Source organism: Streptomyces sp. NPDC029151 (assembly GCF_055564315.1).
Genome location: NZ_JBVHWQ010000010.1, coordinates 132,668 through 146,076 on the forward strand (window position 1 = coordinate 132,668; position 13,409 = coordinate 146,076).

Here is a 13,409-nt window from a genome sequence, read left to right on the forward strand (position 1 = left end):
GCGGACACCGGTGGATCTCGGTGTTGCCGGGCGGTGCCCGCGCCCTGTGCCGGTCGATTCCCGGCGCTGCCGCGACGGTGTGAGGTCGGAGTTCGGCCACGCGGGCAGGACCCTCAGGCCGCGTGTGTCGCGACGGAGCGGTGCGGCGCACCGGTGTGCCGGGGCCCGGCGCGCGTGAACCGCTGCCGGACCTGCGTCTTCTGCGGGCGGCGCGGCCCACGGCCGGGAGCCGGGCCGGGCCGCCCGGGCGCCCCGACGGTGACCGGGTAGCCGCTTGCCGTGCCCTCGGGGCCGGGACGACCATGAGGGACCCACCCGCTGTTCGCACAGGGAGTGGCCCGTGTCTCCGAGCGTGACAGCAGTGATCGAGGACCGCGCAGAGCCGGCGCCGAGCGGATGCCGGTGCCCCGTGTCTCCCCGGAAGGGCTGGTCGTGCCAGAGCCGCTTGACGCCGTGACCCCCGCCGCCGTCGGAACGCCCGTGATTCCGGCCGAGTCGACCGCGCCGCCGACGGTCGGTGTGGAGGAGGAGTTCGTCCTGGCCGATCGGCACAGCAGGGCCGCGGTGCACAGAGCCCCGGCCGTGGTGGGTGCCGCGCGCGGCCGCCTCGGCGCGCCGCACGTCACGGCGGAGGTGTCGCAGGCCCAGGTGGAGACGGTCAGCGCGGTGTGCCGCACGGCCGAGGGCCTGGCGGCGGAGATCGTCCGGCTGCGCGGCGGCGCGGCCGTGGCGGCGGCCGAGTACGGCTGCCTCCTGGTGCCCAGCGGCACCGCGGTGCTCGGCAGACCCGGCCCGCCGCCCGTCGCGGACAAGGCCCGCTACCGCGCCTTCGCCCGCCGCTTCGGGCCGCTCGCCCACGACCAGGGGGTCAACGCCTGCCACGTGCACGTCGGGGTGGACGACCGGGAGGAGGCCGTACGGGCGGTCAACCACCTGCGGGGCTGGATGCCCCTGCTGCTGGCCGTCACCTGCAACTCCCCGTTCAGCGACGGGACGGACACCAGATACGCCAGCTGGCGCTCGATGCTCTGGGGCCGGTGGCCGGTGGCGGGCCCGCCGCCCTTTCTGCACGGGGCGGCCCACCACGAACGGGTCGTCGGCCAACTCGTGGCCTCCGGGGCGGCGATGGACCCGGCGATGGTCTACTGGCACGTCCGGCCCTCACCGCACCTTCCCACCGTGGAGGTGCGCGTCGCCGACGTACTGCCGGATCCCGCGTCCACCACGGCCTACGCGCTTCTCGTCCGCGCTCTCGTGGGCTGCGCCGTGGACGCCGTACGCGCCGGTGAACCCGCGCCCGTCGTCCCCGACCTGCTGCTGCGGGCGGCGTGCTGGCAGGCCGCCCGGTACGGCACGCAGGGCACCCTGCCCGCCACCCACACCCCCGACTGCGCCCCCACGCCCGTGGGCCGGCTGGTGGACGAACTGTGGAAGCGGGTCGAACCGCACCTGACCCGCTACGGCGACGACCGGTGGGTCGGCGACTGGCTGAGCGACGTCCAGCGCGAGGGCACCGGCTCGGCGCGGCAACGGCGGATCGCGGAGGACCACGGGGGCCGCCTCCAGGCCGTCGTGGACGAACTCGCCGTCGTCCCCGGGTGAACCCGCGAGCGTGAGCCCGTCGGTCGTCGGCGCCCGCTTCGCCCTCTCGGCCCGCGCCCCGGCCGAGGCGGGCGTCCGGGCGCCCGGCCCGACTTGCCTTCGAGCGCACTCCAGCGGACACACTGGCCGTCACGAGGAGACGGGCACCAATGCCCAGGACAGAACGGCGGCAGCAGATGGAGACGACGAGCGCGGCGGGGCATCCGCTGCCCTACGACACCTACCGTGAGGCGATCGAGCGGGAGACGCGGCGGTTCGCCGAGGTGGTGGGGGGCGCGGACCCCGCGCGTGCCGTGCCCGCCTGCCCGGACTGGGCGCTGGCCGACCTCACCCGGCACGTGGGGTCCTTGCAGCGCTGGTTCTGCGCGCTGCTGACCCGGCGCGTGCAGGAGCCGCCGCGCAGCCGGGAGGTGGAGCTGGGCATGCCCGAGGACGTGCGGGACCTCGCCGACTGGGTGGCGGCCGGGGTGCCGGAGGTGGCGGCCGTACTGCGGGAGACGGATCCGGGTGCGGTGATGTGGACGTGGGGAGAGGACCGGCACGCGCGGTTCTGGGCCCGCCGGATGCTCCACGAGACGCTGGTGCACCGGGTGGACGCGGAGCGGGCCGTCGGCCGGGAACCGGACGTGGATCCCGTACTCGCGGCGGACGGGGTGGACGAGTTCCTGGTCAACCTGCCGTACGCGGGGATCTTCGCGCCCGGTGTGACGAAGCTGCGCGGCGACGGCGAGATCCTGGCGTTCCGGTGCACGGGCGGCGACGGCGCGTCCGGTGGGGAGTGGCGGGTGCGGCTGGACCCCGACGGCTTCCGGCTGCTGCCGCGCGCCGGCGGCGACGGCGACGGGGACACGGTCTCCGCGCCGGACACGGCGGCCGTGCACGGGCGTGCGGAGGACCTTCTGCTGCTGCTCTACGGCCGGCGCTCGTTCCAGGAGCCCGCCTTCGAGGTCTCGGGCGACGTCACGGTCCTCGACCGCTGGTTCGCCCACACCGCCTTCTGAGCCCCGGGCTTTCGGCCCGGACCGTCCGGGCCGCGGCCTGCCGGGCCGGCCCGGCTCAGACGGCCGGCGGCGGGGGCGGTACGGGCGGCGCGTCGGCGGTGAGGGAGACGGCGAGCGCCGCGATGTCGTCCTGCAGCCGCCCGCCGCTGTGGTCCAGCAGGTCGTGGTGGAGCCGTTCCAGCAGCTCCCGGGGCGGGAGGGAGCACCAAGACCGCAGGCGCTGCAGCAGGGGGTAGAAGGAGCCGGCCGTGTCGCGGGTCTCCGTGATGCCGTCCGTGTACAGCAGGAGCTGGTCGCCGGCCCGCAGGGGATAGGCGTCCACGTGGTACGGCTCCCGGACCAGCATGCCGAGGTTGAGCGGCGGGGCCGAGCGGCCGCTGTCCAGTTCGCGGACCTCACCGGCCCTGAGGAGGACCGGGGGCGGGTGGCCGCAGTTGACGACCCGGATCAGCGGCTCCCGCGGGGGGATCTCGGCGAAGACGGCGGTGACGAACCGTTCGCCGGCCTCGCTCCCGCCCAGCAGCATCGCCCTGCGGTTCATGCTCGTCTCCACCCGGTCGGCCAGCGCGGGCAGAGCCGGTTCGTCGAAAGCGGCCTCGCGGAACGCGCCGAGCAGGGCCGCGGCCGTCTCCACCGCGAGCAGGCCCTTGCCCCGGACGTCCCCGATGAGCAGCCGGACCCCGTACCGGGTGGGGACGGCCTCGTAGAGGTCGCCGCCGACGCGGGCCTCCGCCGAGGCCGACAGGTACAGGCTCTCCAGCTGGAGCGGGCCGATCCGGTGCGGAACCGGTCGGAGCAGGACCCGTTGGGCGATGTCGGCCACGAACCGGACGTCGGCCAGGGTGCGCTCGCGGCGCGTGCGGTGCGCGGCCAGGATCGTGCCGAGGACGCCCACCAGGGCGGTGCAGACGTAGGCGGCGACGTAGTGCCGGTCCCACAGGTAGCCCACCGCGCGGCCCGCGCAGCACGGTGTGCCGGCCAGGACGCCCTCCATGACGATGGCGAAGACCGTGGCGCCGGCGACGACGGCCGGGGCGTGGGCGAAGGCGGCCACGAGGGGAAGGGCGATCAGCGCGAAGCTCACCGGCCACTGCACCGGGGTCGCGGGCTCCAGCAGCAGCAGGACCACGACGTACAGGGCCGGCAGCCACCGCAGCCACGCCGGGGCCTCCGGCAACCGCGTCCGCGCACCGGCACCGTCCTCCGGCTCCCGACCGGTATGCCCGGGCTTCGGCCTACGTGGTCTGCGCACACGGACTCCTGTCAGAGGAACGCGACAAGACTCCCAGCCTGGTCCGCGCGGCGGCGACGCGCCGGTATTGCTCCAGTCGGCGGCATGTTCCGCCGGGCCGGGACCCACGGGTTCCGGACGACCCGCGCCCGCCTGCTCGCCGGTCCGGGCGCGCCGCCGATCCGCGCGCCGGGGGCCGTCGCCGCGTCGGCGGCGCGGCCCGGACACCCACCGCCGCCGCCCGTCCGCCGCGGACCTGCGCCACCGGTGGGTCAGCGGTCGCCGCCGACGGAGCTCCAGTGCTAGAAAAGGGAGATGAGCGGACGTTCCCGCTGGCCACGGGCAGGCGCGGCGCCGCCGCCCGGCACACGTGGGTCATCCGTTCCGTCCCGTGGACGAGGGCCCTGGCCGTCACGCGGACGGCGCTTCTCGTCGTCCCTGAGCGTCCGTACGCTCGCCGCGCAGGTCTTCCTGCTCCAGGCGCTGATCATGCTGGTGCTGGTCACGGTGGCCGCCGCCGCTCTGGTGGTCCAGGGCCGGTACGACGCCCAGCGCAACGCGGAGGACCGGGTCCTGGCGGCGGCGGAGTCCTTCGCGCACGCGCCCGGAACGGCCCTCGCGCTGCGCTCCCCCGACCCCATGGCCCGGCTCCAGCCGGCGGCGGAGCAGGCGCGCGTGGGCTCCGGCGTCGACTTCGTCACCGTCCTGGACCGCCACGGGGTCCGGCTCACCGACCCCGACCCCGCTCTGGTCGGCACCAAGGCGCAGGGCGTCGGCCGGGCCATCGCCGGCGAGACGTTCACCGAGACGTTCCACGGCCGGCCCGCCGACGCCGTACGCGCGGTCGTCCCCGTGACGGACGCGAGCAGGCGCGTCGTCGGCCTGGTCACCGCCGGGATCGAGTACGCCAACGTCAGCGAGGTGCTGAACCAGCAGATGCCGAAGCTGCTCGGCGCGGCCGCGGGGGCGCTCCTCCTCGCGACCGGCGGCGCGGCCCTGGTCAGCCGCCGCCTGATGCGCCAGACCCACGGGCTCGGCCCCGCCGAGATGACCCGGATGTACGAGCACCACGACGCCGTGCTCCACGCGGTGCGCGAGGGGGTGCTGATCCTGGACGGCGACGGGCGCGTCCTGCTCGCCAACGACGAGGCGCAGCGGCTGCTGGACCTGCCCCGGAAAGCCGACCAGCGGGAGGTGCGGGAGCTGGGCCTGGGGCCGCGTCTGACCCGCCTGCTGGAGTCGCAGGAGACCGTGACCGACGAGGTCATCCCGGCCGGGGACCGGCTGCTGGCGGTGAACATCCGGCCCACCGCCCCGTACGGCGGCGTCCAGGGACTGGTCGCCACCTTCCGTGACACCACGGAGCTGAGGGCCCTGTCCGGGCAGGCGGAGGTCGCGCGGGGCCGGCTGTCGTTCCTGTACGAGGCGGGCGTGCGGGTGGGCACCACCCTCGACGTACGGCGCACGGCGGAGGAACTGACCGAGGTGGCGGTCCCCCGTATGGCCGACGTCGTCACCGTGGAACTCCTCGACTCCGTGCTGCGCGGCCAGGAGCCCACGAGCGCGGTCCACGAGATGCGGCGCACCGCGCTGCGGGCCTCGCGCACGGGGCACCCCTTGCAGCCGGTGGGCGACGTGATCCGGTTCGTGATGGCCGACACGCCGATGGTGGCGGCGCTCCGGCAGGGCAGGGCCGTCCTGGTCTCCGACCTGCGCACCGCCCAGGACTGGCGGGCCCAGGACCCGGAGGGGGCGCGGCGGGCGCTGGACTACGGCATCAGCTCGCTGATCACGGTGCCGCTCCGGGCCCGCGGGGTGATCCTCGGCATGGTCAACTTCTGGCGCGGTGCGGTCTCCGGCCCGTTCGAGGAGGAGGACGTCGCCGTGGCCGAGGAGCTCGTGGCCCGGGCCGCCGTGGCGATCGACAACGCGCGCCGGTACTCCCGCGAGCACGAGCTGGCGGTGACGCTGCAGCGCAATCTGCTGCCGCTGGGCCTGCCGGAGCAGGCGGCGCTGGAGATCGCCTCGCGCTATCTGCCGGCGCGGTCCGGTGTGGGCGGCGACTGGTTCGACGTGATCCCGCTGCCCGGTTTCCGGGTGGCGCTGGTCGTCGGTGACATCGTGGGTCACGGGCTGCAGGCCGCGGTGACGATGGGACGGCTGCGCACGGCCGTACTGAACTTCTCCTCGCTGGACCTGGCCCCGGACGAACTGCTGGGCCACCTGGACGAGATGGTGACCCGGCTGGACGCCCAGGGCGCGGCCGACGGAGACGAGGACGACCGGGTACCGCTGACCGGGGCCACCTGCCTCTACGTCATCTACGACCCGGTCGGCGGGCACTGCACCCTGTCCCGCGCCGGGCACCTCGCGCCCGCCGTGGTGGACCCCCAGGGCAGGGTGACCTTCCCCGACCTCCCCCTGTCACCACCGCTGGGGGTGGGCGGGCACCCCTTCGAGGCCGGGGAGCTGGACCTGCCCGAGGGCAGCCGTCTCGTCCTGTTCACCGACGGACTGATCGAGAACCGGGGACGGGACATCGACGAGGGCCTGGAGCTGCTCTCCTCGGCCATCGCCCGTCCGGACCGGTCACCGGAGGAGACCTGCCAGGCCCTCGTGGAGACGATGCTGCCCGCGCACCCCAGCGACGACGTGGCGCTGCTGGTCGCGCGCACCCGGCGGCTCGCCCCCTCGTGCGTCGCGACCTGGGACGTCCCCTTCGACGTCGAGGCCGTACCCCGGGTGCGCAGGGAGGTCGGCCGGCGGCTCGCCGACTGGGGGCTGGAGGGGACGGCGTTCGCCACGGAGCTGATCCTCAGCGAACTCCTCACGAACGCGGTCCGGTACGGCGCCCCGCCCGTCCGGGTGAGACTGCTGCTGGGCCGGACCCTGGTCTGCGAGGTGTCGGACGGCAGCAACACCTCGCCCCGGCTGCGCCGCGCGGCCACGACCGACGAGGGCGGCCGCGGACTGTTCCTGGTCTCCCAGTTCGCCGACATCTGGGGCACCCGCTACGCGGCGCGCGGCAAGGTCATCTGGACCGAGCAGACCCTGGACAGCGCCGCGGAGCCGGACCCTTCGGCCCTGCTGGACGCCCTGGACATCTGACACGGCCGGTCCGGACATCCGCACGGCCGGTCCGGACATCCGCACCGCCGGTCCGGACATCCGCACCGCCGGTCCGGACGGGCGCGCGGGTGTCCGGTCCGCGCCCCCGGCACGGGAGACGCTGTGGGCCGGCTGTCGCCGGAGCCGTAATATCGGTGATCTCGTGGGGGGAGGTGGTCATGGGCAGGCGGCGCCCTGGCACGCCGACGCTGGAGGAGGTGGCCGCTCACGCCGGAGTGGGCCGGGGCACGGTCTCCCGCGTCGTCAACAACGAGGCGGGCGTGAAGGAATCGACGCGCCGGGCCGTACAGCAGGCCATCGCGGAACTGGGCTACGTGCCCAACCTCGCGGCCCGTTCGCTGGCCGGCCGGCGCGCCGACGCCGTCGCGCTCGTCATGACGGAGCCGGACTGGCGGAACTTCGCGGAGCCGTTCTTCTCCGAGATCGTCACCTCGATCGGCGACGCCCTGACGGACACCGGCATGCAGCTGCTGCTGACCCTGGTCCGCTCGGACACCGAGCGGCGGCGCTTCCTGGAGTTCGCCCGCGGCGGCCGGGTGGACGGGGTGCTGCTGATGTCCGTGCACGCCGACGACCCGCTGCCCGACATGCTCGCCGAGGCCCGGCTGCCCACCGTCCTGCTGGGCCGCCGTTCGGCCGACGAGCACGTCAGCTACGTCGACGCGGACAACGTCGGCGGCGCCCGCGACGCGGTCGCCCGGCTGCTGGGGTCGGGCCGTCGCACCATCGCGACGATCACCGGACCGCTCGACATGTACGTCACCCGGTGCCGGCTGCGCGGCTACCGGGAGGCCCTGGCGCAGGCCGGTGTGGAGGCGCGGCCGTCCTGGGTCGCCGAGGGCGACTTCACCGAGGAGAGCGGCCGGCGCGCCATGGCCCGGCTGATCGAGCGGCACCCGGAGATCGACGGTGTCCTCGCCGCCTCGGACACCACGGCCGCCGGCGCCCTGGAGGCGCTGCGCGCGGCGGGCCGGCGGGTGCCTCGGGACGTCGCCGTCATCGGCTTCGACGACTTCCCGCTGGCCGAGCGGACCGAACCGCGGCTGACGACCGTGCGGCAGCCGCTGGAGGAGATCGGGCGGGCCATGGTGCGGCTGCTCCTGGAGGAGCTTGAGGAGCCGTCCGTGGCGTGGCGGCACGTGATCCTCCGTACGGAGCTGGTGGTGCGCGACTCGGCCTGATCTCGGGAGCGCTCCCAAAGCGTCCTCGGCTCGCGTTGGCCCGCATCCTGACCTGGGGATTCGAAACTCTTTCGACACGCGTTCCCGCGCCGAGTCTTGTCAGGAACATGAACTCTCCCTACAGTCCCTGCCCAACGGGGGGAATGGGAGCGCTCCCACCCAGACGCCCTGGGAGCGCTCCCGCCCCCTCCCCCCACCGTCACGGAGAGGACCCGCATGCGACCGTCCAAGCACCATGCCCGTGGAACGCGCGGCCTGTTGGGCGCGCTCCTCACCGCCCTCGCCGCGCTCGCGGCGCTGCTCACCGTCGCCCCGGCGGCCCAGGCCGACACCACGATCTGCGAACAGTACGGGTCGACGACGATCCAGGACCGCTACGTCGTCCAGAACAACCGCTGGGGCACCGCCGACACCCAGTGCATCACCGCCACGGACTCCGGCTTCCGCGTGACCCAGGCCGACGGCTCGGTGCCGACGAACGGCGCCCCGAAGTCCTACCCGTCCGTGTACAACGGCTGCCACTACACCAACTGCTCGCCGGGGACCAGGCTCCCGGCGCGGCTCTCCAGCATCTCCGCCGCGCCCACCAGCATCTCGTACGGCTATGTGAGCAACGCGGTGTACGACGCCGCGTACGACATCTGGCTCGACCCCACGCCCCGTACCGACGGCGTGAACAGGACCGAGATCATGGTGTGGTTCAACAAGGTCGGCTCCATCCAGCCGGTGGGCTCGCAGGTCGGCACCGCCACCGTCGCCGGACGCACCTGGCAGGTGTGGTCCGGGAACAACGGCACCAACGACGTCCTGTCGTTCGTCGCCCCGTCGGCGATCACCAGCTGGAGCTTCGACGTCATGGACTTCGTCCGGCAGGCCGTCTCCCGGGGGCTCGCGCAGGACAGCTGGTACCTGACCAGCGTGCAGGCGGGCTTCGAGCCCTGGCAGAACGGCGCGGGCCTCTCCGTGAACTCCTTCTCGTCCACGGTGGAGACCGGCGGCGGCTCCGGGAACCCGGCGGTCTGCAAGGTGGCGTACGCGACGAACGTCTGGCAGGGCGGCTTCACCGCCGACGTCACCGTCACCAACACCGGATCCTCCCCCGTCAACGACTGGAAGCTGGCCTTCACCCTGCCCTCCGGGCAGCGGATCACCGGCGCCTGGGGGGCCGGCGTGACGCCGTCCTCGGGCGCGGTCACGGCGAGCGGTCTCACCTACAACGCGCAGATCGCACCCGGCGGCCAAGTGTCCTTCGGGTTCCAGGGCAGCTACACCGGGACCTTCGCCAAGCCCGCCGCCTTCAGCCTGAACGGGGCCACCTGCACCACCGCCTGACCCACACGTCCCTCGGGACGCGCCGTCGCGGCACAGCCCACCGGCTCGGCGCAGCACGGCACACCCCACCCGCCCCGGGACCCGCTCGTCCCGCCCCGCCGATCGGGCGGGTCCCGGTTCCACAGGCGCCGCCCTCCCGGCCGCCCCCAGGACTCCAGGAAAGGCCAGCCCGCATGAGCCTCCTGTCCACCCGCCGCCGTCCGCTGACGGCCCTGGCCGTGTGTGCGGCGGCCCTGGCCCTCACCGCGCCGGCCGCGGCCGCACCGGAGCCCGCGGCCGCACCGGCCGCGCTCCTCCCCTACCAGGACGCGTCCTTACCCGTGCCGGACCGCGTCACCGACCTGCTGTCGCGCATGACCCTGGACGACAAGCTCGGCCAGATGACACAGATCGAGAAGGACGCCCTCGTCCCGCAGTCCGACCTCGCCGCCTACCGCATCGGATCGGTGCTGTCCGGCGGCGACTCGACCGTCAGCCCCAACAACGCCCAGACCTGGGCCGACACCTACGACTCCCTGCAGCGCACCGCCCTGACCACACCGCTCGGCATCCCGATGATCTACGGGATCGACGCGGTGCACGGCCACAACGCGGTCCGCGGGGCCACCCTGTTCCCGCACAACATCGGCCTCGGCGCCACCCGCGATCCCGCGCTCGTCCAGCGGATCGGACGGGCGGTGGCCGAGGAGGTGTCGGGCACCGGCATCGACTGGGACTTCGCGCCGTGCCTGTGCGTCGCCCGCGACGACCGCTGGGGCCGCACCTACGAGTCGTACGGCGAGACGCCCGAACTGCCCTCCGCGCTCACCACGTTCATCACCGGCCTGCAGGGCGACACCCTGGGTGCGGGCCCGGCGTCCGTGCTGGCCACCGCCAAGCACTACCTCGGCGACGGCGGCACCGCGGGCGGCGTGGACCAGGGCGACACCCGGCTGTCCGAGGCCGACCTGCGCGCCGTCCACCTGCCGCCGTTCCGGGAGGCGGTGCGCCGCGGGGTGGGCGCGGTGATGCTGTCGTACAGCAGCTGGAACGGCGTCAGGTCGCACGCGAACAAGTACCTGGTGACCGACGTGCTGAAGGGCGAACTCGGGTTCAGCGGGTTCGTCGTGTCCGACTGGGCCGCGGTCGACCAGCTCGACGGGCAGAGCGGTTTCACCGGCGCCGAGATCACCACGGCCGTCAACGCGGGCGTCGACATGGTGATGGTCCCGCACGACTACAGGAAGTTCCTCACCCTGCTGCGCGGCGAGGTCACCGCGGGCCGGATCCCGCAGTCCCGGATCGACGACGCCAACCGCCGCATCCTCACCAAGAAGTTCCAACTGGGTCTGTTCGAGAAGCCGTTCACCGACCGCTCGTACACCGCCACGGTCGGCTCGGCCGCACACCGGGAGCTGGCCCGGCAGGCGGTGCGCGCCTCACAGGTGCTGCTGAAGAACGAGGGCGGTGTGCTGCCCCTGCCGAAGTCGGCCAAGCTGTTCGTCGCCGGCAAGTCCGCCGACGACATCGGCAACCAGAGCGGCGGCTGGACCGTCGGCTGGCAGGGCCGCAGCGGTCCCGTCACCGACGGCACCACGATCCTGCAGGGCATCCGCTCCGCCGTCACCGACCCGTCCCGGGTCACCTACGACCGCTACGGCAACGGCATCGACTCCAGCTACCGCGCCGCCGTCGCCGTGGTCGGGGAGACCCCGTACGCCGAGGGCAGGGGCGACCGGCCGGGCGGCCTCGGACTGGACCAGGAGGACCTGGGGACCCTCGCCCGGCTGAAGGCGAGCGGGGTGCCGGTCGTCGTGGTCCTGGTGTCCGGCCGTCCGCTGGACATCGCCGACCGGCTGCCCGACTGGAAGGCGCTGCTGGCCGCCTGGCTGCCCGGGACGGAGGGCGCCGGCGTGTCCGACGTCCTGTTCGGCGACCACGCCCCCACCGGGAAACTGCCGGTGAGCTGGCCGAGGACGTCCGCCCAGGAGCCCGTCAACGACGGTGACGGCAAGGACCCGCTCTTCCCCTACGGGTACGGGCTGACGTACTCCGGGACCGGTCCCGCGCCCACGCCGGCGCCGGGGGCGTGCACCGCGCGGCTGCGCACCACGTCGTCCTGGCAGGGCGGTTACCAGGCGGAGGTCACCGTCGAGAACACCGGCTCGGCCGCGCTGACGGGCTGGACGGTGGACTGGGACCTGGGTGGCTCCCGCGTCACCAGCCTGTGGAACGGTGCGCTGAGCACGGCCGACGGCCGGGCCACCGTGCGCAACGCCGCCTTCAACGGCTCCCTGCCGCCCGGCGGCACCGCCTCGTTCGGCTTCACCGCGGACGGCACCGCCGGCGCCCCCGGCCTCCACTGCGCCGGCAGCTGAGTGTCCGCCCGCCGGCAGCACCACCTCGTACCCCCGCGCCCACGAGGAGGACCCATGGCACCCGCCGTCCGCCGAGCGCCCGCACCCCCGCCGGGACCGGGGCGCCGACGGCGCCGTGCGGCCGCTGCCAGCGCGGTGCTCGCCGCCCTGGCACTGGGCCTGACCGGCCGGTTCACGGCGGACCCCGCGGCCGCCGAGCGGACCCACGTCGACACCCCGTTCGCCGGCGCCTCGTCCCACGCCGGCCCCGGCCCCACCACGACGGCCCCCCTGGCCCCGGCCACACCCTCCACGGCGAGGACACCACTGTCCCGTCCGTCGACCTGAGCGAGGCGACGGTGCCCCGACGTACACCGGCGCGCCCCGGCGGTCCCGCGTACCCCGTACGGCACCCGCCCGGGGCGCACCACCCGCCTGATCCACACCGGAAGGAGCAGAACGTGGCTCGACGCAACAGACTCGTCTCGGCGGCAGCGGCCCTCTCGACGCTGCTGGCCGCACTCGCCCTGACCCTGCTGGGGCAGACCAGCGCCCAGGCGCACGGGGTGGCGATGCTGCCCGGATCGCGCACCTACCTGTGCTATCTCGACGCGCACACGACGACGGGCGGGCTGGACCCGACCAACCCGGCGTGCCGGGACGCGCTGGCGCAGAGCGGTGCGACGGCGTTGTACAACTGGTTCGCCGTGCTCGACTCGAAGGCCGGGGGCCGCGGCGCCGGCTACGTGCCGGACGGCACGCTGTGCAGTGCGGGCGACCGGTCCCCGTACGACTTCCGCGCCTACAACGCGGCCCGGTCGGACTGGCCGCGCACCCATCTGACCAGCGGGGCCACCATCCAGGCCCAGTACAGCAACTGGGCGGCGCACCCGGGTGACTTCCGGGTCTACGTCACCAAGCAGGGCTGGTCACCCACCTCCGCGCTGCGCTGGGCCGACCTCGAACCGGTCCAGACGGTCACCAACCCTCCGCAGACGGGGTCGCCGGGCACCGACGGGGGCCACTACTACTGGGACATGAAGCTCCCGTCCGGCCGCTCCGGTGACGCGCTGCTCTTCATCCAGTGGGTCCGCTCGGACAGCCAGGAGAACTTCTTCTCCTGCTCGGACATCGTCTTCGACGGCGGCCACGGGGAGGTCACGGGCATCCGCGGCTCCGGCGGCACACCGACGCCCACGCCCACCCCGACCCCGACCCCGACCCCGACACCGACGGATCCGCACACCGGTTCCTGCATGGCCGTCTACTCCGTGGTGAACTCCTGGAACGGTGGCTTCCAGGCCTCCGTCGAGGTCATGAACCACGGCACGGAGCCGCTCGACGGCTGGGCCGTGTCCTGGCGGCCGGGAGCCGGCACCAAGATCAGCAGTCTGTGGAACGGCACGCAGTCCACCGCCGCCGACGGCACGGTCACGGTCCGCAACGTGGACCACAACCGGGTCGTTCCCGCCGACGGCAGCGTCACCTTCGGCTTCACCGCCACCTCGACCGGCAACAACGTGCCCGCCGGTTCGATCGGCTGCGTCACGGCACAGGGAACCACCTGACCCGTGCCGGGCTCACCGTCTCACCGGTC

At 74.2% G+C, this 13,409-nt stretch carries 9 protein-coding genes; 8 read left to right on the plus strand and 1 reads right to left on the minus strand.

What is annotated here, in order from left to right; genetic code table 11:
• Positions 1-432: 432 nt before the first annotated feature.
• Entirely contained in the window at positions 433-1,602 is a 1,170-nt protein-coding gene (locus ACZ4VF_RS31255; RefSeq protein WP_467930191.1) for a carboxylate-amine ligase, read from the plus strand.
• Positions 1,603-1,751: 149 nt separating this feature from the next.
• Positions 1,752-2,603, plus strand: a complete 852-nt coding sequence (locus ACZ4VF_RS31260) for a maleylpyruvate isomerase family mycothiol-dependent enzyme (protein WP_467930192.1) — start codon at positions 1,752-1,754, stop codon at positions 2,601-2,603.
• A gap of 55 nt (positions 2,604-2,658) precedes the next feature.
• On the opposite strand, the gene ACZ4VF_RS31265 is transcribed toward ACZ4VF_RS31260, so the two are convergent.
• The gene (locus tag ACZ4VF_RS31265; protein WP_467930351.1) at positions 2,659-3,759 is read right to left on the minus strand and encodes a PP2C family protein-serine/threonine phosphatase; all 1,101 of its coding nucleotides are present in this window, start codon (positions 3,757-3,759) and stop codon (positions 2,659-2,661) included.
• 564 nt (positions 3,760-4,323) lie between these two features.
• Between ACZ4VF_RS31265 and ACZ4VF_RS31270 the strand changes: the two genes are divergently transcribed.
• The 6 genes from ACZ4VF_RS31270 (at position 4,324) to ACZ4VF_RS31295 (ending at position 13,380) form a co-directional block, all read left to right on the plus strand.
• Positions 4,324-6,942 carry a SpoIIE family protein phosphatase gene (locus tag ACZ4VF_RS31270; protein ID WP_467930194.1) on the plus strand — a complete coding sequence of 873 codons (2,619 nt, stop codon included), beginning with the start codon at positions 4,324-4,326 and terminating at the stop codon, positions 6,940-6,942.
• Positions 6,943-7,121: 179 nt separating this feature from the next.
• A complete protein-coding gene (locus ACZ4VF_RS31275; RefSeq protein WP_467930195.1) occupies positions 7,122-8,144 on the plus strand; it encodes a LacI family DNA-binding transcriptional regulator in 1,023 nt (340 codons plus the stop codon).
• A 216-nt stretch (positions 8,145-8,360) separates the two neighbouring features.
• Positions 8,361-9,476 carry a glycoside hydrolase family 12 protein gene (locus ACZ4VF_RS31280; RefSeq protein ID WP_467930196.1) on the plus strand — a complete coding sequence of 372 codons (1,116 nt, stop codon included), beginning with the start codon at positions 8,361-8,363 and terminating at the stop codon, positions 9,474-9,476.
• A 173-nt stretch (positions 9,477-9,649) separates the two neighbouring features.
• On the plus strand, positions 9,650-11,833 hold the full coding sequence (locus ACZ4VF_RS31285; RefSeq protein ID WP_467930198.1) for a glycoside hydrolase family 3 N-terminal domain-containing protein: 2,184 nt from the start codon (positions 9,650-9,652) through the stop codon (positions 11,831-11,833).
• A gap of 54 nt (positions 11,834-11,887) precedes the next feature.
• Positions 11,888-12,160 (plus strand): hypothetical protein, encoded by a 273-nt coding sequence (locus ACZ4VF_RS31290; RefSeq protein WP_467930199.1) that lies wholly within the window; start codon positions 11,888-11,890, stop codon positions 12,158-12,160.
• 113 nt (positions 12,161-12,273) lie between these two features.
• Positions 12,274-13,380, plus strand: a complete 1,107-nt coding sequence (locus ACZ4VF_RS31295) for a lytic polysaccharide monooxygenase (protein WP_467930200.1) — start codon at positions 12,274-12,276, stop codon at positions 13,378-13,380.
• Positions 13,381-13,409: the final 29 nt, after the last annotated feature.

Coding starts and splice junctions, on each gene's coding strand:
- ACZ4VF_RS31275 (WP_467930195.1), top strand. CDS start 7,122: ATGGGCAGGCGGCGCCCTGGCACGCCGACGCTGGAGGAGGTGGCCGCT.
- ACZ4VF_RS31290 (WP_467930199.1), top strand. CDS start 11,888: ATGGCACCCGCCGTCCGCCGAGCGCCCGCACCCCCGCCGGGACCGGGG.
- ACZ4VF_RS31270 (WP_467930194.1), top strand. CDS start 4,324: ATGCTGGTGCTGGTCACGGTGGCCGCCGCCGCTCTGGTGGTCCAGGGC.
- ACZ4VF_RS31260 (WP_467930192.1), top strand. CDS start 1,752: ATGCCCAGGACAGAACGGCGGCAGCAGATGGAGACGACGAGCGCGGCG.
- ACZ4VF_RS31280 (WP_467930196.1), top strand. CDS start 8,361: ATGCGACCGTCCAAGCACCATGCCCGTGGAACGCGCGGCCTGTTGGGC.
- ACZ4VF_RS31285 (WP_467930198.1), top strand. CDS start 9,650: ATGAGCCTCCTGTCCACCCGCCGCCGTCCGCTGACGGCCCTGGCCGTG.